The organism is Mycobacterium sp. URHB0044 (assembly GCF_000620625.1).
Lineage (GTDB): Bacteria > Actinomycetota > Actinomycetes > Mycobacteriales > Mycobacteriaceae > Mycobacterium.
Window position 1 is genome coordinate 197,293 of record NZ_JIAW01000002.1, and the last position, 22,744, is coordinate 220,036.

The 22,744-nt window shown below is 66.6% G+C and carries 27 protein-coding genes; 7 read left to right on the plus strand and 20 right to left on the minus strand.

Annotated elements, in window-relative coordinates; genetic code table 11:
- Positions 1–86: 86 nt before the first annotated feature.
- The 3 genes from clgR (at position 87) to N536_RS0104970 (ending at position 2,224) form a co-directional block, all read left to right on the plus strand.
- Positions 87–419 (plus strand): transcriptional regulator ClgR, encoded by a 333-nt coding sequence (clgR, locus tag N536_RS0104960; protein ID WP_029112592.1) that lies wholly within the window; start codon positions 87–89, stop codon positions 417–419.
- 162 nt (positions 420–581) lie between these two features.
- On the plus strand, positions 582–1,394 hold the full coding sequence (gene pspA, locus N536_RS0104965) for a phage shock protein PspA (RefSeq protein WP_029112593.1): 813 nt from the start codon (positions 582–584) through the stop codon (positions 1,392–1,394).
- A gap of 11 nt (positions 1,395–1,405) precedes the next feature.
- Positions 1,406–2,224 (plus strand): hypothetical protein, encoded by an 819-nt coding sequence (locus N536_RS0104970; RefSeq protein ID WP_051574259.1) that lies wholly within the window; start codon positions 1,406–1,408, stop codon positions 2,222–2,224.
- Positions 2,225–2,228: 4 nt separating this feature from the next.
- Here N536_RS0104970 and N536_RS0104975 read toward each other — a convergent pair whose 3' ends face one another.
- Positions 2,229–2,645 carry a DUF5313 domain-containing protein gene (locus N536_RS0104975; protein ID WP_029112595.1) on the minus strand — a complete coding sequence of 139 codons (417 nt, stop codon included), beginning with the start codon at positions 2,643–2,645 and terminating at the stop codon, positions 2,229–2,231.
- 10 nt (positions 2,646–2,655) lie between these two features.
- Positions 2,656–3,093, minus strand: coding sequence for a limonene-1,2-epoxide hydrolase family protein (locus N536_RS0104980; RefSeq protein WP_029112596.1), 438 nt, complete (start codon positions 3,091–3,093; stop codon positions 2,656–2,658).
- A gap of 64 nt (positions 3,094–3,157) precedes the next feature.
- On the opposite strand from N536_RS0104980, the gene N536_RS0104985 reads away from it, so the two are divergent.
- Positions 3,158–4,330: a glycosyltransferase gene (locus N536_RS0104985; protein WP_029112597.1), complete on the plus strand. Its 1,173-nt coding sequence runs from the start codon at positions 3,158–3,160 to the stop codon at positions 4,328–4,330.
- A 9-nt stretch (positions 4,331–4,339) separates the two neighbouring features.
- On the plus strand, positions 4,340–4,534 hold the full coding sequence (locus tag N536_RS0104990) for a DUF3046 domain-containing protein (protein WP_029112598.1): 195 nt from the start codon (positions 4,340–4,342) through the stop codon (positions 4,532–4,534).
- 1 nt (position 4,535) lies between these two features.
- Here the strand turns inward: N536_RS0104990 and N536_RS37495 are convergent, their stop codons facing one another.
- The 18 genes from N536_RS37495 to N536_RS0105080 form a co-directional block, all read right to left on the minus strand.
- On the minus strand, positions 4,536–5,024 hold the full coding sequence (locus N536_RS37495) for a hypothetical protein (RefSeq protein ID WP_029112599.1): 489 nt from the start codon (positions 5,022–5,024) through the stop codon (positions 4,536–4,538).
- A gap of 77 nt (positions 5,025–5,101) precedes the next feature.
- Positions 5,102–6,265 (minus strand): hydrogenase formation protein HypD, encoded by a 1,164-nt coding sequence (hypD, locus tag N536_RS0105000; RefSeq protein ID WP_029112600.1) that lies wholly within the window; start codon positions 6,263–6,265, stop codon positions 5,102–5,104.
- Positions 6,266–6,282: 17 nt separating this feature from the next.
- The gene (locus tag N536_RS0105005) at positions 6,283–6,555 is read right to left on the minus strand and encodes a HypC/HybG/HupF family hydrogenase formation chaperone (RefSeq protein WP_029112601.1); all 273 of its coding nucleotides are present in this window, start codon (positions 6,553–6,555) and stop codon (positions 6,283–6,285) included.
- Positions 6,556–6,568: 13 nt separating this feature from the next.
- The gene (hypE, locus tag N536_RS0105010; protein ID WP_081809058.1) at positions 6,569–7,669 is read right to left on the minus strand and encodes a hydrogenase expression/formation protein HypE; all 1,101 of its coding nucleotides are present in this window, start codon (positions 7,667–7,669) and stop codon (positions 6,569–6,571) included.
- Positions 7,666–8,343 (minus strand): SIS domain-containing protein, encoded by a 678-nt coding sequence (locus N536_RS0105015; RefSeq protein ID WP_029112603.1) that lies wholly within the window; start codon positions 8,341–8,343, stop codon positions 7,666–7,668. The genes hypE and N536_RS0105015 overlap by 4 nt, the downstream gene beginning before the upstream one ends.
- The gene (locus tag N536_RS0105020) at positions 8,340–9,083 is read right to left on the minus strand and encodes a HypC/HybG/HupF family hydrogenase formation chaperone (protein WP_029112604.1); all 744 of its coding nucleotides are present in this window, start codon (positions 9,081–9,083) and stop codon (positions 8,340–8,342) included. The genes N536_RS0105015 and N536_RS0105020 overlap by 4 nt, the downstream gene beginning before the upstream one ends.
- 106 nt (positions 9,084–9,189) lie before the next feature.
- Positions 9,190–9,942 (minus strand): DUF6390 family protein, encoded by a 753-nt coding sequence (locus tag N536_RS0105025; protein WP_036435519.1) that lies wholly within the window; start codon positions 9,940–9,942, stop codon positions 9,190–9,192.
- Between the two features lie 3 nt (positions 9,943–9,945).
- On the minus strand, positions 9,946–12,237 hold the full coding sequence (gene hypF / locus N536_RS0105030) for a carbamoyltransferase HypF (protein WP_029112606.1): 2,292 nt from the start codon (positions 12,235–12,237) through the stop codon (positions 9,946–9,948).
- Entirely contained in the window at positions 12,234–12,482 is a 249-nt protein-coding gene (locus N536_RS0105035; protein WP_029112607.1) for a HypC/HybG/HupF family hydrogenase formation chaperone, read from the minus strand. The genes hypF and N536_RS0105035 overlap by 4 nt, the downstream gene beginning before the upstream one ends.
- Positions 12,483–12,485: 3 nt before the next feature.
- Positions 12,486–13,028, minus strand: coding sequence for a hydrogenase maturation protease (locus tag N536_RS0105040; RefSeq protein ID WP_051574260.1), 543 nt, complete (start codon positions 13,026–13,028; stop codon positions 12,486–12,488).
- Positions 13,029–13,100: 72 nt separating this feature from the next.
- Entirely contained in the window at positions 13,101–14,444 is a 1,344-nt protein-coding gene (locus N536_RS0105045) for a hypothetical protein (RefSeq protein ID WP_029112609.1), read from the minus strand.
- Positions 14,441–15,085, minus strand: a complete 645-nt coding sequence (locus N536_RS0105050; RefSeq protein WP_029112610.1) for a DUF6084 family protein — start codon at positions 15,083–15,085, stop codon at positions 14,441–14,443. The genes N536_RS0105045 and N536_RS0105050 overlap by 4 nt, the downstream gene beginning before the upstream one ends.
- Entirely contained in the window at positions 15,082–15,714 is a 633-nt protein-coding gene (locus N536_RS0105055; protein ID WP_029112611.1) for a DUF5947 family protein, read from the minus strand. Before N536_RS0105055 ends, N536_RS0105050 begins: the two co-directional genes overlap by 4 nt.
- Positions 15,711–16,652 carry a NifU family protein gene (locus N536_RS0105060; RefSeq protein ID WP_029112612.1) on the minus strand — a complete coding sequence of 314 codons (942 nt, stop codon included), beginning with the start codon at positions 16,650–16,652 and terminating at the stop codon, positions 15,711–15,713. The genes N536_RS0105055 and N536_RS0105060 overlap by 4 nt, the downstream gene beginning before the upstream one ends.
- Positions 16,653–16,655: 3 nt before the next feature.
- A complete protein-coding gene (locus tag N536_RS0105065; RefSeq protein ID WP_029112613.1) occupies positions 16,656–18,452 on the minus strand; it encodes a nickel-dependent hydrogenase large subunit in 1,797 nt (598 codons plus the stop codon).
- A gap of 61 nt (positions 18,453–18,513) precedes the next feature.
- Positions 18,514–19,569: a hydrogenase expression protein HypE gene (locus N536_RS0105070; RefSeq protein WP_029112614.1), complete on the minus strand. Its 1,056-nt coding sequence runs from the start codon at positions 19,567–19,569 to the stop codon at positions 18,514–18,516.
- A gap of 112 nt (positions 19,570–19,681) precedes the next feature.
- The gene (hypB, locus tag N536_RS0105075) at positions 19,682–20,476 is read right to left on the minus strand and encodes a hydrogenase nickel incorporation protein HypB (RefSeq protein ID WP_029112615.1); all 795 of its coding nucleotides are present in this window, start codon (positions 20,474–20,476) and stop codon (positions 19,682–19,684) included.
- Positions 20,477–20,478: 2 nt separating this feature from the next.
- A complete protein-coding gene (locus tag N536_RS0105080) occupies positions 20,479–20,808 on the minus strand; it encodes a hydrogenase maturation nickel metallochaperone HypA (RefSeq protein ID WP_029112616.1) in 330 nt (109 codons plus the stop codon).
- 287 nt (positions 20,809–21,095) lie between these two features.
- Between N536_RS0105080 and recA the strand changes: the two genes are divergently transcribed.
- Both recA and recX read left to right on the plus strand, forming a co-directional pair.
- Positions 21,096–22,148, plus strand: coding sequence for a recombinase RecA (recA, locus tag N536_RS0105085; protein ID WP_029112617.1), 1,053 nt, complete (start codon positions 21,096–21,098; stop codon positions 22,146–22,148).
- On the plus strand, positions 22,114–22,659 hold the full coding sequence (recX, locus tag N536_RS0105090) for a recombination regulator RecX (protein WP_029112618.1): 546 nt from the start codon (positions 22,114–22,116) through the stop codon (positions 22,657–22,659). Before recA ends, recX begins: the two co-directional genes overlap by 35 nt.
- Positions 22,660–22,744: the final 85 nt, after the last annotated feature.

The window sequence follows — 22,744 nt, forward strand, 5'->3', positions numbered from 1 at the left end:
CCGGGAAATCGTCGGAATTTGTCGGGAACCATTTGCACGCGCGCGGGCGTTCAGCCTGTAGTGACCGGCGGACGAAGGAGAGCACGATGACGGCACTGCTACGCGAAGTGATCGGCGACGTGCTGCGGCAGGCCAGAACCGATCAGGGCCGCACGCTGCGCGAGGTGTCGGACGACGCCCGGGTCAGCCTCGGCTACCTGTCGGAGGTCGAGCGCGGGCGCAAGGAGGCCTCCAGCGAGCTGTTGAGCGCCATCTGCGGGGCGCTCGACGTTCCGATGTCACGGGTGCTGTCCGACGCCGGCGAGGAACTCGCCCGTCAAGAGCGCGTCCCGACGAACTCCGGGGCCGCCAGCACGGCGAACATCGACGTCACCACCAAGGTGGTCATCCCGCACGTCACCGCGATGGCGGTGGCGTAGCACCTTCGGGCACCGGACCCGGAGCACGAGCGTCCGCGGACTCGCCGAAAACATCGGCAGGGGTGTGGTCAGCTGCGTGAAACCGATAAGTTGGCACTAGCGCAAAGCACGCCAGCCAGTTACCGGCGGGCATAGAAACGACACGAAGGCGGAAACGTTCTCATGGCCAATCCGTTCACCAAGGCGTGGAAGTACCTCATGGCGCTGTTCAGCTCCAAGGTCGACGAGTATGCCGACCCGAAGGTGCAGATCCAGCAGGCCATCGAGGAGGCGCAGCGGCAGCACCAAGCGCTGACTCAGCAAGCCGCGCAGGTGATCGGCAACCAGCGTCAGCTGGAGATGCGGCTGAACCGGCAGCTCGCCGACATCGAGAAGCTGCAGGTCAACGTCCGCCAGGCGTTGACGTTGGCCGACCAGGCCAGCGCCACGGGTGATGCGGCGAAGACCACCGAGTACACCAACGCCGCCGAGGCGTTCGCGGCGCAGCTGGTGACCGCCGAGCAGAGCGTCGAGGACCTCAAGGGGCTGCACGACCAGGCGTTGCAGGCCGCAGGTCAGGCGAAGAAGGCGGTCGAGCAGAACGCCATGGTGCTGCAGCAGAAGATCGCCGAGCGCAGCAAGCTGCTCAGCCAGCTCGAGCAGGCGAAGATGCAAGAGCAGGTCAGCGCGTCGCTGCGGTCGATGAGCGAGATTGCCGCGCCCGGCTCGACGCCGACGCTCGACGAGGTCCGGGACAAGATCGAGCGCCGCTACGCCAATGCGATGGGCTCCGCCGAATTGGCGCAGAACTCGGTGCAGGGCCGCATGCTCGAGGTGCAGCAGGCCAGCGTTCAGATGGCCGGGCATTCGCGGCTCGAGCAGATCCGTGCCTCGATGCGCGGCGATGCCCTGCCCACCGGAGGCGCGTCTGCTGCCCCGGCCACCCCAGCCGCCAACCCGCCGGCCTCAGCGCCGGAAAATCCACTGTCGCAGTAACACTCACGATCATGGCACTGGAGTCGCGAACCGGACACAAGGAGGCGTGGCGCACCATCGCGCAGCGTGGCGTGGACACTGCCGCGGATCTCACCGACGCGCTTGCGCAGAAATTGGGCGCCGCCGCTGACCCTCGGGCCAAGCTGTTGCGCAAGCGCCGCTGGGCGTTTCGCGCATTCCTGTTCTTCGCCTTCGCCACGGGCTTCTGGATTCTGGTGACGGCGGTCCTGGCGTCCTGGAGCACACCGGCGTGGGCACTGCCCATTCCCGGCGCGATCGCGGTCGGCGCGGCGTTTCTGGCGACGCTGTCCTTCCTGCGTTACCGCTGGCTGAAGAGGACCCCGCTGCCCGCGCAACGCTCGATGCGGCGCCTCCCGCCGTGGGGGTCGGCGGCGCGCCAGCCCATGGCGGCGCTGGCGTCTGCCGAGCGGGGGATGTTCTCGTTGCTCGGCGTGATGCAGCGCGGCAGGATGCTGCCCGACGACGAACTGCACGAGGTGACCGTCGCGGCCAATCAGACCGCTGCCACCATGGCGGCGACCGCCACCGAGGTCGTGTCGATGGAGCGGGCGGCCGGCTCCTCGCCACAGTCGCGCGCGCACCTGGCGCCCACTATCGCCGCGTTCGCCGCGCAGTTGGACAGCGGCGTCCGGCAGTACAACGAAATGGTCACCGCCGCAGCGCAATTGGTATCGGCGGCCAACAGCGGGACGATGTCCAGTTCCCCGATGTCGGCGCAGCGCTACCGCCACGAACTGGGCACCGCGACCGACCGGCTAACCGGCTGGGCGCAGGCGTTCGACGAGCTGGGCCACCTGCGCCGCGCCTGACGTCTCAGACGTCGTGGCTGCTCGGCGGACCCGACCGGGGTCCGTACTTGTCGATGTAGGCCTGATGGATGTGCGCGTCGCGCACGCGGGCGCGCGCGTCGACCAGGCCGGGGTTCAACCCGTGCTTTCGCAGCATGTGGCGCCGCCACACCTTGTTGAGGGCGTGGGAGAAGAACACGAACGGGATCAGGATCGGCAGCGTCGTGGACAGATGCAGGTACAACGACATGGGGATGATCCAGAACGGGGTGAGGATCAGCACCGCCGGAATGAACACCCGGACCATCATCCGCACGGTGGCACCCGGGCCGGCCAGGTCGTTGGCCACCCACTCGTGCATCGAGTTCGGTAGGCGGCGCCCGTAGCAGTACGTGACGTACTCCCACGCGTTCGGCCGGGTGCGGGCTGTCGGTTGGGTCATTCCCGGACCATCACCATCTCGGCCGCAGTGACGGGAACACCGTCGCCGCGATCCCACGTACGGTTGCCTTCGCCATGTCGAAGAGGTCGAAGTAGTCCCGCCACAGGGTGATCCGTCCCTCGCGCACCTCGAACACGCCGCACACCCAGAACTGCAGGCGCAGCGGCCCGATGACGAGGGCGTCGGTGCGCTCGGTGAGGACCGCGTCACCCTCGGTGGCGATGCGGTGGATCTTCACCTCGAACCCGATCCGATCCTCCATGCGCCGGAACAGGGCCATGGCCCGGGTCCGGCCGCGGATCGTCGGAAGGCCGACGTTCTCGTACACCAGGTCGTCGGCGAGCAGGGAATCTGCCGTGTCGAAGTCCTGATCCTGCAACGCGTAGAGGAATGTCTCGACCGTTAGCGCCTGAGTCGCGCTGGTTACAGCCGATGTCTGATCGGTCATGCCCCGCAGCCTAGTCTCCTGTGCCTCACGCAAGCGCTCGTGGCGCTGTGGCAGGGTATGGCGGATGCGCGTCGTGGTGGTTGCCGGCCCCGACCCGGGACACGCATTTCCCGCGCTCGCGCTCTGTCTGAAGTTTGCCGCTGCCGGTGACGATCCCACGCTGCTCACCGGCACTCAGTGGCTAGACACGGCCCGTGCGGCCGGTGTCGATGCCGCAGAACTCGTCGGGCTGGATCCGACGGACGATGACGACGATGCCGATTCGGGGGAGAAGATCCACCGGCGCGGCGCACGAATGGCCGTGCTCAACCAGCCGGGCCTGAAGGCCCTGGCACCGGATCTGATCGTGTCCGACGTCATCACCACGTGCGGCGGCCTTGCTGCCGAACTGCTCGGCGTGCCGTGGGTCGAACTGAGCCCGCATCCGCTGTACCGGCCTTCCAGGGGCCTGCCGCCGGTGGGCAGCGGACTGGCGCCGGGTACGGGTGTTCGGGGTCGAGTGCGCGACGCGGTGTTGCGGGCGCTGAGCTCCCGGTCGGTGCGCATCGGTCTTCGGCAACGAACCGCCGCGCGCGCCGAGATCGGGCTGCCCGCAGACGATCCCGGTCCGGTGCGGCGCCTGATCGCGACGCTGCCCGCGCTGGAGGTGCCTCGTCCGGACTGGCCGTCCGAAGCCGTCGTGGTGGGTCCGCTGCACTTCGAGCCGACGGCGGAGGTGCTCGACGTGCCCGAGGGCGACGGGCCGGTGGTGGTGGTCGCACCGTCGACGGCGACGACGGGTGCGGGTGGCCTCGCCGAACTGGCGTTGCAGACGTTGATACCGGGCAGCACGCTGCCTTCCGGTGCACGCGTGGTGGTGTCGAGACTCGGTGGGCCGGACGTGGAGGTGCCACCCTGGGCAACGGTCGGCCTCGGCCGCCAGGACGAGCTTCTGACGCGAGCGGATCTGGTGATCTGTGGTGGCGGGCACGGCATGGTGTCCAAGACGCTGCAGGCGGGAGTGCCGATGGTGGTGGTCCCCGGAGGTGGCGACCAGTGGGAGATCGCCAATCGGGTTGCGCGACAGGGCTGTGCGGTACTCGTCCGGCCGCTCACGGGTGAGGCATTGACCGCTGCGGTGGGCGAGGTGATTTCCTCGCCCCAGTTCCGCGACGCCGCTCGCCGCGCCGGTGACGACGTCAGCGGGGTCGCCGATCCGGTACGGGTGTGCCATGAAGCGCTGTCGTCGTCGGCGTAAGTTGGTGCCGTGCGGCTGACCGAATTCAACGAACTCGTCGAGGCGCAGTTCGGCCCGGTGCGTGGGTCATCCCTATTGGTGGACTACGTCCTGACCAGGCTGGGCGGACGTACGCCAGTACAAGCCATCGATGACGGGGTGGATCCTCGCGAGGTGTGGCGCGCGCTGTGCGCCGACTTCGACGTGCCCCGCGATCAGTGGTGAGTCAGCGCTTGTCCTCGCCGCGCCCGGTTCCAGGCGTGTGCGCGGGCGCGTCGACCATGTCGTCGCCGAGGTTGGTCTCGGGAGCCTGCGACGCCGGTTGCTCGTCGGCGGGTGAGGCCGTCGCTCCACCTGCCGTTTCGCCCGGCGGCGGCGCCTTGTAGTCGGAATCGGCGACCGGCTTCACCGCACCGCCGACCTCCGCATCACCGGCGCCCTTCGTCGAGTCGCCTTCCGGCTTGGCGGCGGTCTGGCGACCTTCGTACGGTGGCACGGCCGGCTTGGCATCCGAGGGCGGCCGCTGGGTGAATTCGGTGGAGCCCTCCGGCATCTCGGGCCCACCATAGGTGGGGACCGTCTCATCTCCCTTGTATTCGCCGGAGGGCCGGTCGACTGGACCGCCCGATGGCTCGTCGGAGCCGGTGTCACGGGATCCCGGGGCTCCGCGCTCGTCTTGGCTCTCTTCGCTGGATTGTTTGTCTGAAGTGGACATGACAACTCCTCACGGCCGCCGCGCGAGCCGCAACGGCGCTGGTTGACGATTACCCATTGACGTCCACGCGAAATCCGTCAGCGGGTGGTGGGGCTCAATTCGAGGTCGACTGGTTGCGCGCGTTGTCCGAGCAGCTGCGCGGTCTCCCGATGAAGTCGGCCGAAGTTGTAGTACGCGGCGCAGGCGCCTTCGGGGGAGACCATGCAGGTGCCGATCGGCGTCTCGGGGGTGCACGCGGTCCCGAATACCTTGCACTCCCACGGCTTGATGACGCCCTTGAGGACTTCACCGCACTGGCAAGCCTTCGGATCGGCCACCCGTATGCCCGGCATGTCGAATTTCAGCTCGGCGTCGTACTCGGCATAGTCGGCGTGCACCTTCAGTGCGCTCTGCGAGATGAATCCCAGTCCGCGCCATTCGAAGTGGGGTCGCAGCTCGAACGTCTCGGCCATCAACTTCAACGCCTGGGTGTTGCCCTCCGGCCGCACGACTCGGGTGTACTGGTTCTCGATTTCGCACCGCCCGTCGCGGATCTGCTCGAGCAGCATGTGCACCGACGCCAGGATGTCGAGTGGTTCGAACCCTGCGACCACCATGGGTTTTCCGTACACCTCGGAGACGAATCGGTAGGGCCGTAGTCCCACCACCGTCGACACGTGACCGGGTCCGAGGAACCCCGACAGCCGCAGATCCGGTGACTCCAGGATCGCCTTGATCGGCGGCACGATCGTGACGTGGTTGCAGAACACGCTGAAGTTCTCGACGCCGAGCGTCCGCGCCCGCACCAAGGTCACCGCCGTGGAGGGCGCCGTGGTCTCGAAGCCGACGGCGAAGAACACGACGTGGCGGTCGGGATTGTCGATGGCGACCTTGAGCGCGTCGAGCGGGGAGTACACGAACCGCACGTCCGCCCCGCGTGCCTTCGCCTCGATCAGGTTTCCCTTGGAGCCGGGCACCCGCATCATGTCGCCGAACGTCGTGAAGATGACGCCAGGCTGCTCGGCCAGCCACATCGCGTCGTCCACGCGACCCATCGGGATCACGCAGACCGGACAACCCGGGCCATGCACCAACTCGACCGACTCCGGCAGCAGATGTTCGATGCCGTGGCGGTAGATGGTGTGCGTGTGGCCGCCGCACACTTCCATGAACTTGAAGTGATCACCGGTCGCGAGTTCGGTGATCGATTTGACCAGGGCGCGCGCTGCCGCCGGGTCCCGGAATTCGTCGACGAATTTCATGTGTGATCCCTTCGGGCTCAGGTGATCTCGGACGAGTTGAACGCTGCGATCTCGTTGACGTAGTCGGCGCCCATCTTCTCGACCTGGTTCAGCGTCATCGCCGCCTCCAGTTCGTCGATCTTGGCCATCGCGAAGCCGACGTGGACCAACACCCAGTCACCGACCTGCAGATTGTCGTCGGCCAGCAGTCGCACGCTGATGTTCCGCCGCACGCCGTTGACGTCGACCTTGGCCAGGCATTGCTCGGCGTCGACGATGTCGACGACTTGACCCGGTATCCCAAGACACATGGTCGGTCTCCCTTCAGCAGATCCGGGGAAGTGGATCGCCGACGAGCATGTCGACGATCCGGCTGCCGCCGAACGATGTTCGCAGTGCGACGATGCCGTGCGGTTCTGGCACGATCTCGCCGACGATGGTGGCGGCGGCGCCCTGGGGGTGCGCGCGCAGCGCGGTAATCGCCGCGTCGGCTTCCTCGGGTGCGACGATCGCGACGAACTTCCCCTCATTGGCGACGTAGAGGGGATCGATGCCGAGCATGTCGCAGGCGCCGAGGACTTGTGGCTGGATGGGCAGGCTCGACTCGTCGAGGATCAGTGCGAAGGCGCCGTCCTTGACCAGTTCGTTGCACACCGTGCCGACCCCGCCGCGGGTCGCGTCGCGCATCCACCGCGTCGACGGCGCCGCTGTCATCAGCAGTTCGACTAGTTCGTGCACCGGTGCGGTGTCCGAGGCGATGTCGGCGTCGATGGCGAGGTCGCCGCGGGCGAGCATGACGGCCATCCCGTGCTCGCCAATCGTTCCCGACAACAACACCTTGTCGCCCGCCCGGACGCGGTCGCGCCCCAGCCGCCTGCCCGCGGGGATCACTCCGACTCCGGCGGTCGAGATGTACATCCCGTCGGCGGCGCCCTTGCCGACGACCTTCGTGTCACCGGTGACGATCTGGACGCCCGCCTTCGCCGCGGCTTCGCTCATGTCGGCGACGATCTCCCGCAGTTCGGCGATCGGAAAACCCTCCTCGATCACGAAGGCCGCCGACAACCATTGCGGGTGCGCGCCGGAGACGGCGAGATCGTTGATGGTTCCGTGCACGGCGACATGGCCGATCGAGCCACCGGGAAACCGGCGTGGCGCTACGACATACGAATCGGTGGAGAAGGCCAGGCGCTCACCCGACGGCAGCTGTAGCGCTGCCGCGTCGCCGAGCTGTTCGAGCTCCTCGTTGCGGAAGGCCTCGAGGAACACCGAATCGACCAGTGCCGCCGACGATTTCCCGCCGGCGCCATGGGCGAGCGTCACCACGTCGTCGAGCAGGCGTGGGCGGCGCTGGCGGAACTCGTCGATGCGGTTCAGCACCCGGTCTTCGCGTTGGGCGGCGGTCATCGCCTCGGTTGCGCTCATCTGGCGTGTGCTCCGTTGCTCCGACGTGCCATGTGTTCCTGGGCCACCGACCACAGCCGGTAGCCGAGCAGCGCGTGGCTTTCCTGAATGCGGTGAATGCTCTGGCTGTGCACGGTGAAACAGAAGTCGAGCTCCTCGGCGACGGCCATCCGGCCGCCGTCATGGCCGGAGAAGCCGATGGTCAGCAGGCCCCGCTGCTTTGCCTCGGTGATCGCCGTCATCAGGTCCGCCGAGCTTCCCGACGTCGACAGTGCGATCGCGACGTCGCGGTCGCGGGAGTGGGCGATGAGCTGTCGCTTGAAGATCAGCTCGAATCCGACGTCGTTGCCCAGCGCGGTCACCACGGCTTCGTCGGCGGCCAGCGACCACGCCGCGACTGGGCGACCCCTGGCTGGGCGGCTGAAGAGTGAAGCGAGCGTGGCGGCGTCGGTAGAACTGCCGCCGTTGCCGAAGGTGTACAGCCGACCGCCACGGCCGAATCTCTCGGCCATTTCGGTTCCCGCCGCGGCCAATTGGTCGCCGTACTCGTCGAGCGAGGCGGTCTGCAGCTGGGCGCTTTCGGCGGCCTTGCTCCTCGCCGACGACGCCAGGTCGTCGAGCAGGCTGGTGGCATCGGTCTCTTCCGCGTCGATGAACGGGTAGAGAAAACCGGTCGACTCCGTCTCCTGGCTCATCGGTCGGCCTCCTCGTCGTGGAGGCGGGTGATCGCCGCTCCTGCGTGCACCAGCACCAGGTCGTTGGGGGAAACGGTTCCCAGCAGCGTGACGTCGACCCATTCCTCGCCGCCTGCGGTGCGCACCAACGCCGGTTCCGAAGCGTCGGATGGTGCCAGCAGGACCTCGCCGAGCCGGCCCTCGTCGCCACAGGTGATGCAGACGTTCTCGGCGCACTGGTCGGCCGCCGGTTTCAGCAGTCCGGGATGTTCGAAGCAGACATGGGTGAGTTCCCACAGCAGGTGATAGAGCAACACGAACCGTCCCGTGGCGGGCACCATCGGATCGTCCGAATCGACCCACAGGACATGGTTGGCGGCGCCGGCGGGTGGGCGTGGACCGGAGCCGATCCAGATCGTCGTGACACCCCATGCGGTGGCGCGCCGCATCGCGTCGACGACCATCGGCTGGTCTGCCGAGGCGACCGCGAGCAACAGGTCACCGGGCTGGCTCGCGACGCGGGCCTGCGCCACCGGGTCGGGCTCGACGAGCGCGACGGAGGGCAGCGCGCGCTTGCCCATGATCACCGGGTGCACGAATTCGACTGCAACGTGGTGTGCGTGCGGTTCCCACTGGGGTGAGATGACCCACAGCGTCGCGCCGTCGTGGAACCGGCGGGCGACGTCCAGCGCCGCCGCGGCGAGATCGGCGGAAAGCTCCACGCCGACGAAGGTCGCACCGGGTTGCTCGGTAACCGTCATTGGCGACACCCCCTGCACGTTGCTGAGATCCAGTGTCCTCCGGTGCCGCGAGTAATGAATGGTTTTGGCAGGCCTAGTCGTTTCTCGCGTCCGGTTGCCTCGTATCTCATCGTCTTTGCTCCGCCCGGGCGCCGTTCACCACGTCCAAGGCCGTCTGCGTTGCGTCGCGTAGAGCCGCTGCCTCCGATTCAGTGAGGGCGCCGCACACCCAGTCCCAGTGAGCGGCAACGACGTCACCGGATCGCGGCGCGGCGATCAGCGAGGCATCGGCCTTGCGCCACCGCACGCGCTCGTGGCTGGCCTCGCCGAGTGCGATGACGGCGCCATCGAACGTCAGCGGTCGCGACAGCACCACGGCGTGGTCACCCTCGATGGCATCCACGGTGCCCCAGCGAATTCGACAGTCCTGCAACACCTTGAGCGCGGTGGCGGAATCACGGTCGAGGAAGCGCACCCACGGGTAGACGACGAAGACGTGGAAACTGTGGTGCGCTCGGATGCCCGTCGACACCGGCAGGTCGTCGAGCAGTCCGGTGACCTGCCCCTCGAACGCCCGCCGCAACCCCGTCAGCAGTGTTCCGGGGTCGACCCGATCGAGCAGTGGACCACCGACCCAGTAGGCGCCGACCACCTCCGCGTCGAGCGCATCCGCCGAACCGGCCGCGTCGGCGATGGCCCTCAGGTACGGCCATGCCCCGTCGAAGGCCTTGGCGTGCGCTGCCACTCGTGACGGGTCGTCGGCACGCAACAGCACGTCGGCGTCGGCCGGCCCGCAGTAGCCGAGCTCGTTCGGGGGGAACGCGTATTGGGCGAACAACGCGTATCCGGCAGGCACTCGCTGGTCGGGCATCAAGGTCATCGTCTACCCCGCATTCCCGACCAACAGCTGACCAAGCGCCAGGCCGCCGTCGTTGGGTGGCACGTGCCGATGCGTGATCACGCGGAAACCCTTGCCGCGCAGGCAGTCCAGGGTCAGATGCAGCAGCAGCGCGTTCTGGAACACCCCACCGGACAGCGCCACCGTACGGTCACTGGCCTCGTCGAGGCCTGCGAGCTCGACCACCAACGCCGCGACGGCGCGATGGAACCGGGCCCCGATCACGGCGGGCGTCGCACCGGCGCGCAGGTCGGCGATGACGGCCGCGAGCACGGGCCCCGGGTCGACGACCACCGCCGACGGTTGCCCGGAGTCGAGGGTGAACGAATAGCTTCTCTCGCCCGGGTCGGCCGCCCGGGACAGACCTTCCAGCTCGATCGCGGCCTGCGCCTCGGACGCCACCACGTGACGGACGCCGACCAACGCGGACACCGCGTCGAACAGTCGGCCCATGCTCGAGGTGGGCACGCAGCCAACACCGTTCTCCAGTTGAAGCGCCAGCACGCGGCGCTCGTCGGCGGGGCACGCGGCCACCGGCGGCAGGTCCTCGTCCCACGGCAGGCCGGCAGCCCAGAGATGCGCGAGCGCCATCCGGTAGGGACGCAGCACGCTGACGTCACCGCCGGCCAGCGGCACGTACTTCAGGTGCGCCAGCCGTTGGTAGCCCTTGTAGTCGGCAAGCAGGACCTCGCCACCCCACACCGCGCCGTCCGGACCGTATCCGGTCCCGTCGAACGCGAAGCCGCACACCGGCTCCGAACCGTCCAGTCCGTGTTCGGCCATCACCGCCGCGACGTGCGCGTGGTGGTGCTGCACCAACCGGACCGGCCGATCGCCGGCGTGCCGCTCCGCCCACGAGGTCGACCGGTAGCCGGGATGTGCGTCGGCCACGATGACCTCGGGTACGACGCCGGTCAGCGCTTCCATGTGCCGCTCGGCTGCCCCGAAGGCGGACAGGGTAGCCACGTCGTCCATGTCACCGATGTGTTGACTCAGCCAGGCGTACTTGCGCTCTGCCACGGCGAACGTGTTCTTCAGATCCGCGCCGACGGCCAACGTGGGGGGCACGGCCACCGGAAGCGCTACGGGTAGCGGCGCGTAACCGCGGGAGCGGCGGATCGGGAGTACGGCACCGTCGACGACGCGGATCACGGAGTCATCGCAGGGCACCAGGATGTCCCTGTCGTGCATCAGCCAGCCGTCGGCGAGGTGGGTCAGTCGGTCGATCGCGTCGTCGTCGGCGTAGCAGATCGGTTCGCCGCCGAGATTGCCCGACGTCATGACCAAGGTGCGCGGCCCCGGTTCGTCGCCCGGCAGTCCGAACAGCAGGACGTGCAACGGCGTGTAGGCGAGCAGCACACCGAGGTCGGGGTTGTTCGGTGCCACCGCGTCGGCGACATCGCTTCCCGTCCGCCTGGGGAGCAGCACGATGGGGCGCTGCGGGCTGGCCAGTACCCGCGCCGCGGCGTCGTCGATCGTCGCGATCGTCCGTGCCGCCGCGACGTCCGGCACCATCACCGCGAAGGGCTTGTCGCCGCGGCGCTTTCGTCGCCGCAGTTCCGTGACCGCCTGTTCGTCAGCGGCGTCGCAGGCGAGGTGGTAGCCGCCGACGCCCTTGACCGCGAGTACGCCGCCCTCGCGGAGCAGTCGTCGGGCGGCCTGGAGTCCGGCGTCTCCATTCGTCAGTCGACCGTCGCGGTCGCGGTAACGCAGCGTGGGTCCGCACGCCGGGCAGCACACCGGCTGGGCGTGGAATCGGCGGTCGGCGGGATCGGTGTATTCGCGGGCGCAGTCCGCGCACATCGTGAACGACGCCATCGTGGTGGCGGCGCGGTCATAGGGCAGGGAGCCGATGATGGTGAATCGCGGGCCGCAGTTGGTGCAGTTGACGAACGGGTGGCGGTACCGACGGTCGTTGTGGTCACGTTGTTCGGCGGCGCACTCGGCGCACATGGCGATGTCGGGGGAGGCGAGCGTACGGCTTCCAGTGGATCGTGAACTGTCACCGATGACGAATCCGGTACCGCCGACGAGCGGGATCGCTTCGGTGTCAACGGCTTCGACGACGGCCAGGGGAGGTGGTCGGTTTCGCAGCGCGCCGAGGAAGTCATCGACGTCTTCGGGGCTGCCCTCGATTTCGATGATCGCGCCGGAGCTGTCGTTGCGCACCGACCCGGACAGACCCAGAGCGGCAGCGGTGGTGTAGACGAACGGCCGGAAGCCGACCCCCTGGACGACGCCGTGCACGCGTGCGCGCAGTCGGCGGCGGTCGGTCATGGTGCGTCCTCGCGGCCGCGCCCCATCAGTTCGAGACCGGCCATCGCGGCATCGGCCCCTGCCTCGTCGGTCTTTTCGACGACGAAGCCCATGTGGATGATGACCCAGTCGCCGGGCGCGAACGTCTCCTCGGGCAGCATGCCGACGTTGACCTTGCGCTGCTGGCCGGAGACGTCGACGAGCGCCAGTTGTCCGCCGTAACCCTCGAGCATCCCGACGACTCGACCCGGAATCCCCAGACACATGGCTCAGACCTCCCGTACCGACATGGTGTTACGCGCCAACAGTTGCGTCACCACCTCCTCGACCAGGCCGACCGCCCTGGGGACGGCGGCCGCTACCCCTTCCGACAGACCAATGCCCTCCGCCACGTCTTCCACCTCGCAGCCCACCACGACGGTGTGTGGCGGCGAACCGCCGAGCGCGTTCAGGCTGGCGAAGACGGTTTGGGGATCCATGGCGTGGGCATCGAGACCGGTTGTAGTCGAGAGGGTTTCGTGTTCGGCCGTGAAGACGTGCAGGCTGCCTGGTGCGCCTCGGCTGGGTACGGCGTCGACCAAGACCAGCGCGTCCCAGCCGTCGAGGAGATCGTAGGCCAGGTGCATCCCGCGGATGCCGTAGTCCGTGACCCGGACGTCCGGGCTCGCGGGGCGCTGCCAGACGTGGCGCAGCACCTCGGGGCCGAAGCCGTCGTCTCCGAGGAAGATGTTGCCGATGCCGGCTACCAGAATTCCGGGCGTGACGTCACCAGACCCGTTACATCCGGCGCATCTTGAGATAGCGACGTGCATCCGGGATGGATCGCAAGCCAACCACCAGCCCACCAATCACCACCAGCCCTACCGCCGCTACGGCGACGTAACCTACTGTTGCCATGTCGGACTCCCTTCACTCAACGGTTCGACTTCGTCCGGCGCGAAGTACAGGTAGCGGCCATACCATTCGTGCAGATCCGCCGCGGGATCGTCCTCGAGTACGACGCCGACGTGCTGCTCACCGTCGACGTCCTCGTGCACGGACGTCACACGCGCAGTCATGCCCGCGAAGAAGATGTCCTGCGCATCGGCTCGGCGCGACGGATGCAGCACCACCCTGCTGCCGTTGGTGATCGGAACGCCATTCACGAGCACGGCGTCGATGTCCGGTCGGACGGCTTCGTCGGCCAACGGATCCCACCAGTCGACGCCGTCCGGAACCTCGGGGATGAGTCCAGGGCGCGGATCGTTTCGGGGATTGCGCAGCACGCCATGCAGATTGAGCATCGCCTCCGGCGACATCGCGTCGCAGCGGTCGATGATCTGGGCGGCGAGCGGATCGGTGGCCCGCGCCTGCGCCTTCTCGTCGTCGGTCATCGTCATCACCCGCAACGTGAGGATCTCGTCGATCTCGGTGGAGTCGTAGAGCGCACCCTCGCTCTGTTCGGCGATCTCGGGATGGTCGTAGAGGATGATCGGCGAGACCAACACCACGTCCTTGTCGCCGGGTGGACCGGCCAGCACGGGAAAGCACCGGTGTTGTCGGCAATGGCCGACCGCCTCGACGGCCGACGCCGGTGGCTCCAGCAACGACACGAATTCGCCGTCGGTGACCTCCAGGATCAGATGCGTGCCGATCAGCGAGGTCGCGATCGCGTGATCCTTGTCCACCGGTGGCGCAGCGACATTGCTTGCCGCGAGGCTGATTCGCAGTAGTCCGCCGTCCGGCTCGGCGGCCAACGAAAGCTCCCCGCGCAACTCGTGGCGGCTGCGAACCAGGCGACCACCGTAGACGGGTTCGACATTGCAGCCGCCGTCGATGACGATGGGCAGCGCGCGTGCCCGTTGGAGGTCGAGCGGTGTGAACGGGCCGAACGTCACTTCGCATTCCACCGCTTCGTCCCACGTCAGCCACGACTGCGCGCCGGCGGTGAGTTGGTCGACCCGTTGATAATCGCCACCGCCCATGTCGCGCTCGACGATTCGCCGCTGCAGTTGCAGACAGCGGACCACGATCGTGAGCGCTGCTCCGGGTCCCGGATCCACGAGTACCTGGGCCGACATCGTGTCGTCCTCACCGATGCCACGTTCCGAGGCGCCCTGCGGTCCAAGGACGCCGAACTGCCAGCGGGACTGGTTCTTTCCGGAGGTGGCACGGTAGGGGTAGAGCAGGTAGCCCTCGTAGAGCACCGCATCGGCGATGGCGCGGACCCGGTCCCAGCTGGTTGTCATCGGGCGTCCTCGACGGCGCGGGTGGCGAGGAGCTCGGTGATGGTGTCGTCGAACCCGAGCATTCCGTGAGTCGACTTGTACGCAGCCAGTGCTTCGATCGTGTCGCGGTTCAAGCGCAGCCAGCCGGTGTTCGGATAGTGCTTCGCCATCAGGTCGTGCCACACCGTGACGGGCATGGCGTAGTGGTCCTCCCGGTCCCACGGGATCTGCTGGACCGCGAAGTTGTTCTCGCCCTTGGTGAACACGGTGCCGCTGAAGAGGAACTGCAGCGGAATGTTGCCGTCGCGCAACGCATGGAAGTACTTGGCCGAGGTGACCTCGAAGTCATAGGTGCATTCCAGCGGGAGGTCGACCTGCGTGGCGCCGGTGAAGCCTTGAACCATCGTGCTGCTGTGCAGGAAGAGGAAGTTGTGTTGGGTGGTGCCCCATCGTTCGCGGGGACCGAACATGTCGAGCAGTCCCACCGCTTCCTCGTCGGTGTAACCGCGGCGGAGGGGTTCGATGCGAACCTGGCACCGCAACGCGATGGCATGCACGGGATCCTCGCCGACGGCGGCGACGCCGATGCGGGCCGTCAACACCGGTGTCACCGCATACGGTTCGGGGGTCACGTCGAGCACCGCGAACGTCACGTCACTCATAAAGTGACCACCTTGCTGCGCGATTCCACGTGTGCGAAGAACTCGTCGACGAACGTGCGCACGTGCTGGCCGCCATCGAAACCGTGCCAGAGCATCCGAAGCCGCCCGACGAACTCGTAGCAGGCGTCGATCGGAACCAGGTGGCACTCGGGCGGGCGATCCGGTTCTTCGGGCACGCGCACGATCAGCGCTTCGGTGTCGTCGGCGAGCATGTCGACCCGCGGGTCGGCCGCCCAAATCCCATTCCATGCGGACAGGTCGAGTTCGGATTCCGTTGCTCCGGCGGGACCGGGGTAGAACGCGACGGTGCGGTCCAGCGCCGAGTTGCGGAAGAAGAACGCCAGCCCAACCGGAATCTGCAGCAGCTGCCATTCGCGACGGCCGAGCGCGAAACCCGGAAACGACAGATAGCGGTCGGGCACGGCCCGAAACCGCAACTCGGCACTGGCGTCGGTGAACAGTAGGTAGCAGCCGCGGCAGACGCACATCAGCTGCCGGCCTTCGGTGTTCACGACGTGCTGGTGCTCGTCCGCGATGCCCTCCGAGCACATCTCGCACCGCTCGCCTGCCGGGACGGGAGCGCTGCGGTTGGCCCGTATCCGAGCCAGCACCTCGTGAGCACCGGTCATGCCATCCCCGCCCCCGTCGGTTCCGCCATCACCGCAATGGAGAGCACGCCCTCCCGCACCAGGAGCGGTATCGGGTCGAGATGTGCACCGCTGCCATTATTTTCGTCAACACGGCGACCGGCATGGACGACGTCGAAGTGAGCGTGGCAGTGCGGGCAACGCAACACCGCCTCGCCGACGGGGGAGCCCATCGGCCGATGCAGCGCGGCGCCGGCCAGCGAATGTTCACAGTTGCCGCACCGGTCCTGGTATGCGAACAGTCCGTCCCCGACTCGGCAGGCCAGCACCGTCGTGCCGGCCACCCGGAACCCGCCGACTTCCCCTTGCGTCAGATCGGCGATCTCCGGCACTGGATGCCACACCGCCGGTTGACGACCGTTCTGATGCACCCGGCTCATCAGCGACTCGACCGGAATCACGCTCGTCGTGGTGGGCGCCGGTTCGGCGGCAACCACTTCGATGGACGCTATCTCCGGTGCGGCCGCCCGCACGGCATCCTCGACCGTCAGCTCCAGTGTGACGGCCGACGACGGGCAGCTCTTGCAACTGCCCGTGAACTGCAGGCGGACGATACCGTCGACGACGTCGAGGAGCGTGACGTCGCCGCCGTGCGAACCGAGGTACGGCCGGACGCCGTCCAACGCGTGCATGATGCGTCGCTCCACGTCGTGCGGATGCAGTCCGTGCACGAGGAACAGGCTTGCCACCAACTCGTCGCCGACGAACTCCTCCGCGATCGCAGGGTCGTTGGCGACCGCGATGCGCAGCATGCGCGCCAGCGCAGCGCCGTAGAGGTCGGTTACCTCACCGACCAGCTGTATCGCGCGCTCCCGTGCCGCCGCCCCACCTGAGGCACTGGCGTCGAGCAATGTCTGTATTCGATCGCCCGCCGTGCGCCACTTGGCGTCGTCCCCGACGCTTTCTGGGGGATCGGCCATACGTCATTCCCCGGTGACGGACTGCGTTGGGGAGTGCAATTTCTCGAGAGTCTTGCCGTCCCCGAGGTACATGTGCACCCCGCACGGCAGACACGGGTCGAAGCTGCGCACCGTGCGCATTATGTCGATGCCCTTGAAGTGCTCCCGATCGTTCTCCTCGAAGATCGGTTGTCCCTGGACCGCATCTTCGTACGGCCCTGGGGTGCCGTAGCTGTCGCGGGGATTGGCGTTCCACGGCGTCGGGGGATATGGATGGTAGTTCGCGATCTTGCCGTCTCGAATCACCATGTGGTGGCTCAACACACCCCTGACGGCTTCGGTGAATCCGCAGCCGATCGCCTCGTCGGGCACGTCGAACTTCTCCCACGTCTTCGTCCGGCCCGCACGGATCTCGACGAGGGCCTTCTCCGCGAAGTGCAGCGCACATGCCGCCGCATAAGCCTGGAAGTACGTCCTGGCGCGATTGCGTTCGATGGTGTTGGACCCGAATTGCGGGATCTTCCATTCCAATTCGACCGGACCCTTGAGTGCCGTCTTCGGCAGGTTGATCTGCACGCTGTGACCCGTCGACTTGACGTAGCCGATGTCGACGAGGCCGGCCAAGGCGGTCGACCACAGGCGCGCCAGCGGCCCGCCGCCGGTGTCGAGGGCCAGATGGTCTTCACCGTCGAACCAGCGCGGTGACATCACCCAGCTGTACTTGTCGTCCATGTCGCGCTTTTGCGGCTTGGGGTTCGTGTGCTGGTTCCAGGGATGCCTCCGGTCGACGGGGTTGCCGAGCGGATCGGTCTTGACGAACATCTCCTGGTCGGTCCAGTCGTCGTAATACGAACTGCCCAAAAGGATCCGGATGCCGAGGTTGATGTCCACCAGCGATGTCGTGACGAGCTTGCCGTCCACGACCACGCCGGGCGTGACGAACATCTTGCGGCCCCACTCCTCCATGTCCTTGTACGCGAAGTTGCAGAACTCGGGATCCTGGAACGATCCCCAGCAACCGAGCAGAGTGCGTCGCAGGCCGACCTGGTCGTAGCCGGGCAGCGCCTCGTAGAAGAAGTCGAAGAGGTCGTCGTGCATCGGGACGACCTTCTTCATGAACTCGACGTAGCGCATCAAGCGGGACATGTAGTCGGTCATCAGCTGGATGGTCGCAGTCGTGCCGACGCCGCCCGGATACAGCGTGGACGGATGCACGTGGCGCCCCTCCATCAGGCAGAACATCTCGCGCGTCCACCGGCTGACCTGTAGGGCTTCCCGGTAGAACTCGCCGGTGAACGGGTTGAGCGTCCGCATGATGTCGGCGATCGTCCGGTAGCCGTGTGCGTCGGAGTTGGGCGCGAGGGTGTTCTCGGCCTTGCTCAGCACGCTCGGATTGGTCTCGGCGACCATCTTCTCGCAGTAGTCCACGCCGACCAGGTTCTCCTGAAAGATGTTGTGGTCGAACATGTATTCCGCGGCTTCACCGAGGTTGACGATCCACTCGCCGATGTGCGGCGGTCGCACTCCGTACGCCATGTTCTGTGCATAGCACGAACACGTCGCATGGTTGTCACCACAGATACCGCAGATGCGGCTGGTGATGAAGTGTGCGTCGCGGGGATCCTTGCCCTTCATGAAGATCGAGTAGCCGCGGAAGATCGACGACGTGCTGTGGCACTCCACCACCTCGCGGTTGTCGAAGTCGATCTTGGTGTAGATGCCGAGGCTGCCGACGATGCGGGTGATGGGATCCCAAGCCATCTCCACCAATGAGCCGGGATCGCGCTTGACGTGTGACGGCTCGGGAATGGTCGTAGTCATTCGAACTTCTCTCTCTAGAAACGCGTTGAACCCCAAGGGCGCAACGCGGATCCGCTCGCACCTACCAGGTGCGGGTTGCTCCGGTTTCGAGCGTTGTGCCCGGGTGCCGCCAACGCGGCTCTTTGTCGACCGTGCGACCGGTGACGTGGCGCAGGCTGCGGATGACCGAGCCGTAGAGGCCGGATGCCGCGGTGGACACCTTCCCGCCGGGTGGTTCGTCCATGAACGGCATGAACTTGTCGGGGAAGCCGGGCATCGTGCACCCGATGCAGATTCCGCCGACGTTGGGGCAGCCGCCGATGCCGTTGATCCAGCCGCGCTTTGGAACGTTGCACTTCACCACCGGGCCCCAACACCCCAGTTTCACAATGCATTTCGGTGAGCCGTATTCCGTGGCGAAGTCGCCTTGCTCGTAGTAGCCGGCTCGGTCGCACCCCTCATGTACGGTCTGGCCGAACAGCCACTTGGGTCGCAGCGCATCGTCGAGCGGAATCATCGGCGCCTGGTCGGTGGCCATGTAGAGCAGGTAGGTCAGCGTCTCGGACAGGTTGTCCGGGTGGATCGGACAGCCTGGCACACAGACGATCGGTATGCCTGCCTTGCTCTTCCAGCTCCAACCGAGATAATCCGGCACACCCATCGCTCCGGTCGGATTTCCCGCCATCGCGTGGATGCCGCCGTACGTCGCGCAGGTGCCGACCGCAACGATCGCGGTCGCCTTGGGCGCCAACCGATCCAGCCACTCGCTGGTGGTCATCGGCTGGCCCGTGGCCGGATCATTGCCGAATCCGCACCAGTACCCTTCATCGTGCAATCGTTCGTTGGGTATCGACCCCTCGACGACAAGTACGAACGGTTCCAACTCACCTCTATCGGCCTTGAAGAACCACTCGAGGAAGTCGTCGGCACCGCCGTTCGGTCCGCACTCGAAGTCGATCAATGGCCAATGGACGGCGATTTTCGGAAGTCCCGGCAGAGCGCCGAGCGCAATTTCCTCGATACTTGGTTGAGTGGCGGCAGTCAGCGCCACAGAATCGCCGTCACAACTCAATCCGGCATTGATCCACAGAACGTGGATCAGTGTCTCCTCCGCTTTGACTGCTGCCTCCGTTGGCATTGTCACAGCTTTCCGGGGCCGGGGCTGGCGGCCCCCGGTTGCAGGATTCAATTTTTTGCGCGCCGGCTTCTTCAGCGCTAGTTCCTCGGTTTACTCCGGGGGATTTGTTATGTCAACGGATCGTCGTGACCTGATCCGGGTTTGCTCGAACTTCGATCCAGTCGAGCCATGCTGGGATACCATCACCCCGCGTAGCGGAGAGCGGCAGGATTTCTGCCCTCGGGTTGATGGACGTCACGTGCCGCCCGAAAATCTCCAGGTCGAAGTCAACATAGGGCAGCAGATCGACTTTGTTGACGATCACCAGTGCGGCAGCAGCGAACATGTGTGGGTACTTCAGGGGCTTGTCCGCACCCTCCGTGACCGAGATGACCACCAGTTTGCTGTGCTCGCCGAGGTCGAACAGGGCTGGGCAGACCAGGTTTCCGACGTTCTCGATGAACACCAGCGAACCCTGCGCGGGATCGAGAGTCTCCAGCGCGCGTCGCACCATCTGAGCGTCGAGATGACAGCCGGCTCCGGTGTTGATCTGCACGGCTCGGGCGCCCGCCGCACGGATGCGTTCGGCGTCGAGCAGCGTTTCCTGGTCGCCCTCGATGACCGTGACGGGACGGTGCGCGGCGAGCGCGGCCACACTCCGCTCGAGCAGGGTGGTCTTGCCGGCTCCGGGTGAACTCAGGATGTTCAAGGCCAGGATGTTGCGCTCGGTCAGCCAGCGGCGGTTCTGTTCCGCGATGAGATCGTTCTTCGCCAGGACCCGCTGCTCGAGCGAGATCGTCTCGGTGTGGACGTGGCCTTCCGCGTCGCCGTGCGGGTGAGTGTGCGGGTGGGTGTGGCCGTGCGCCTGGCCGTTGCCGGCCAGGGTGATCACCGCTCCGTCGTCCCCGCAGCCGCATGTTGCGCACATGGTCAACCCACTTCCATCGAGAGGATTCTCAGGTCACGACCGGTCATCACTTCGACGTCGGCGCTGCCGCATCGACACAGCAAGATCAAGTCGGGCAGCTCGAATTCGAGGTCACAGGTCCGGCAGTGTGCCGTTCCGGGTGTCAGATCCACGTCGAGCCGAGCGCCGTCGGCGACCGTGCCCTGAGTGGCGAGCTCGAAGCAGAATTGCATCGAGTCGGGCACGACGGCGCACAGCGCGCCGACCTCGAGCCTGACGCTGTGCACACGACGGCCCGCGGCGTGTTCACACACCGCGTCGACGACGCTCTGCGTTATCGCCATTTCATGCACGCAAGCCCCCGTTCGGGCCGGATGACGTCACGATAGGACTGCCGAAGCCCGCGAGCAATGACGTAAATCCTCGGCAGGGGGTGTTCGCCCAGTTCACGGCGAGTCCGACGAAGGCTCGTTCACGACACGCGGCGTGTCAGCTTGAATCGAACAGGTGTTCGTCTACTGTGGTGAGTGTTCGACGGAGAAGATGCTGGTCAACCCGACTTGTCGGTACCGGCCTCTAGCGTCACGGCCACTTGATCGAACAACGATCAAACGACACCCACGAGGACGGAGACACCACCATGGCGCAAGCCCCAGATCGCGAGAAGGCCCTCGAGCTGGCTCTCGCACAGATCGAGAAGAGTCACGGCAAGGGTTCGGTGATGCGACTCGGCGAGGAGGTGCGTGCGCCGATCTCGGTCATCCCGACCGGTTCGATTGCCCTGGACGTGGCACTCGGCATCGGCGGGCTGCCCCGCGGCCGCGTCGTAGAGATCTACGGCCCGGAATCCTCGGGTAAGACCACCGTCGCGCTGCACGCCGTCGCGAATGCGCAGGCGGCCGGCGGGATCGCGGCCTTCATCGACGCCGAGCACGCGCTGGATCCCGACTACGCCAAGAAGCTGGGCGTCGACACCGACTCCCTGCTCGTGTCCCAACCCGACACCGGTGAGCAGGCACTCGAGATCGCCGACATGCTGATCCGTTCGGGCGCGCTGGACATCCTGGTCATCGACTCGGTCGCCGCCCTGGTGCCGCGTGCGGAGATCGAGGGCGAGATGGGCGACAGCCACGTCGGCCTGCAGGCGCGACTGATGAGCCAGGCGCTGCGCAAGATCACCGGCGCGCTGAGCAACTCGAACACCACCGCGATCTTCATCAACCAGCTCCGCGAGAAGATCGGCGTGATGTTCGGGTCTCCCGAAACGACAACGGGCGGAAAGGCGTTGAAGTTCTACGCCTCGGTTCGCCTCGACGTGCGGCGCATCGAGACGCTCAAGGACGGCACCGACGCGGTCGGCAACCGCACCCGCTGCAAGATCGTCAAGAACAAGATGGCGCCGCCGTTCAAGCAGGCCGAGTTCGACATCCTCTACGGCAAGGGCATCTCGAAGGAGGGCTCGCTCATCGACATGGGCGTCGAGCACGGCTTCGTCCGCAAGTCCGGTTCCTGGTTCACCTACGAGGGGGAGCAGCTGGGCCAGGGCAAGGAGAACGCCAGGAACTTCCTGCTCGAGAACCCCGAGGTGGCCGCCGAGATCGAGAAGAAGATCAAGGAGAAGCTCGGGATTGGCGCCGTACTGACCAACGACACCACCAATGTCGAAGCCCTGCCCGCCCCCGTCGACTTCTGAGTCGCCGCAAGCGGATTCGGCTTCCCGCGAGGAGCAGGCGCGGGCATTGTGCCTGCGCCTGCTCACCGCGCGGGCGCGAACCCGGGCAGAGCTGGCCGGACAACTGACCAAGCGGGGCTATCCCGACGACGTCAGTGCCGGAGTTCTGGACCGGCTCGCCGACGTCGGACTGATCAACGACGAGGACTTCGCCGAGCAGTGGGTGCGTTCCCGGCGCGTCCACGCCGGAAAGGGCAAGCGCGCCTTGGCGGCTGAGCTACGTACCAAGGGCGTCGACGACGAGGTGATCGCCGATGCATTGGCCGACATCGACGCCGACGCCGAGCGAACGCGGGCCGAACAACTGGTCGGGGACAAGCTGCGGCGGGAGCGACTGACCGACGAAGCCGACGACGTCAAGGTGGCACGCAGACTGGTGGGAATGCTCGCCCGTCGCGGCTACAACCAGTCGATGGCCTTGGACGTGGTCAAGGTGGCGTTGGCCAGCGAGCGGGAACGTCGCCGGGTGTGAACTAGCCCACCGGTTGCAGCGTTGGCGCGCCCGGCTCAGATGGTGCCGCCGCCGCCGATCGCACGCTCGAACGTGAACTTGTGCA

What these genes read in the sequence shown, in the direction of transcription:
- clgR (WP_029112592.1), top strand. Translation starts at nt 87, where the DNA reads ATGACGGCACTGCTACGCGAAGTGATCGGCGACGTGCTGCGGCAGGCC.
- N536_RS0104985 (WP_029112597.1), top strand. Translation starts at nt 3,158, where the DNA reads ATGCGCGTCGTGGTGGTTGCCGGCCCCGACCCGGGACACGCATTTCCC.
- N536_RS0105020 (WP_029112604.1), bottom strand. Translation starts at nt 9,083, where the DNA reads ATGACGGTTACCGAGCAACCCGGTGCGACCTTCGTCGGCGTGGAGCTT.
- N536_RS0105035 (WP_029112607.1), bottom strand. Translation starts at nt 12,482, where the DNA reads ATGTGTCTGGGGATTCCGGGTCGAGTCGTCGGGATGCTCGAGGGTTAC.
- hypE (WP_081809058.1), bottom strand. Translation starts at nt 7,669, where the DNA reads ATGAGCGCAACCGAGGCGATGACCGCCGCCCAACGCGAAGACCGGGTG.
- N536_RS37495 (WP_029112599.1), bottom strand. Translation starts at nt 5,024, where the DNA reads ATGTCCACTTCAGACAAACAATCCAGCGAAGAGAGCCAAGACGAGCGC.
- N536_RS0105065 (WP_029112613.1), bottom strand. Translation starts at nt 18,452, where the DNA reads ATGACTACGACCATTCCCGAGCCGTCACACGTCAAGCGCGATCCCGGC.
- recX (WP_029112618.1), top strand. Translation starts at nt 22,114, where the DNA reads ATGTCGAAGCCCTGCCCGCCCCCGTCGACTTCTGAGTCGCCGCAAGCG.
- hypB (WP_029112615.1), bottom strand. Translation starts at nt 20,476, where the DNA reads ATGTGCGCAACATGCGGCTGCGGGGACGACGGAGCGGTGATCACCCTG.
- N536_RS0105070 (WP_029112614.1), bottom strand. Translation starts at nt 19,569, where the DNA reads ATGCCAACGGAGGCAGCAGTCAAAGCGGAGGAGACACTGATCCACGTT.
- hypD (WP_029112600.1), bottom strand. Translation starts at nt 6,265, where the DNA reads ATGAAATTCGTCGACGAATTCCGGGACCCGGCGGCAGCGCGCGCCCTG.
- N536_RS0105005 (WP_029112601.1), bottom strand. Translation starts at nt 6,555, where the DNA reads ATGTGTCTTGGGATACCGGGTCAAGTCGTCGACATCGTCGACGCCGAG.
- N536_RS0104970 (WP_051574259.1), top strand. Translation starts at nt 1,406, where the DNA reads ATGGCACTGGAGTCGCGAACCGGACACAAGGAGGCGTGGCGCACCATC.
- N536_RS0105045 (WP_029112609.1), bottom strand. Translation starts at nt 14,444, where the DNA reads ATGACAACCAGCTGGGACCGGGTCCGCGCCATCGCCGATGCGGTGCTC.
- N536_RS0104975 (WP_029112595.1), bottom strand. Translation starts at nt 2,645, where the DNA reads ATGACCCAACCGACAGCCCGCACCCGGCCGAACGCGTGGGAGTACGTC.
- pspA (WP_029112593.1), top strand. Translation starts at nt 582, where the DNA reads ATGGCCAATCCGTTCACCAAGGCGTGGAAGTACCTCATGGCGCTGTTC.
- N536_RS0105040 (WP_051574260.1), bottom strand. Translation starts at nt 13,028, where the DNA reads ATGCACGTCGCTATCTCAAGATGCGCCGGATGTAACGGGTCTGGTGAC.
- hypF (WP_029112606.1), bottom strand. Translation starts at nt 12,237, where the DNA reads ATGACCGACCGCCGCCGACTGCGCGCACGCGTGCACGGCGTCGTCCAG.
- N536_RS0105050 (WP_029112610.1), bottom strand. Translation starts at nt 15,085, where the DNA reads ATGAGTGACGTGACGTTCGCGGTGCTCGACGTGACCCCCGAACCGTAT.
- N536_RS0104980 (WP_029112596.1), bottom strand. Translation starts at nt 3,093, where the DNA reads ATGACCGATCAGACATCGGCTGTAACCAGCGCGACTCAGGCGCTAACG.
- N536_RS0105015 (WP_029112603.1), bottom strand. Translation starts at nt 8,343, where the DNA reads ATGAGCCAGGAGACGGAGTCGACCGGTTTTCTCTACCCGTTCATCGAC.
- N536_RS0105060 (WP_029112612.1), bottom strand. Translation starts at nt 16,652, where the DNA reads ATGGCCGATCCCCCAGAAAGCGTCGGGGACGACGCCAAGTGGCGCACG.
- N536_RS0105025 (WP_036435519.1), bottom strand. Translation starts at nt 9,942, where the DNA reads ATGACCTTGATGCCCGACCAGCGAGTGCCTGCCGGATACGCGTTGTTC.
- recA (WP_029112617.1), top strand. Translation starts at nt 21,096, where the DNA reads ATGGCGCAAGCCCCAGATCGCGAGAAGGCCCTCGAGCTGGCTCTCGCA.
- N536_RS0105055 (WP_029112611.1), bottom strand. Translation starts at nt 15,714, where the DNA reads ATGACCGGTGCTCACGAGGTGCTGGCTCGGATACGGGCCAACCGCAGC.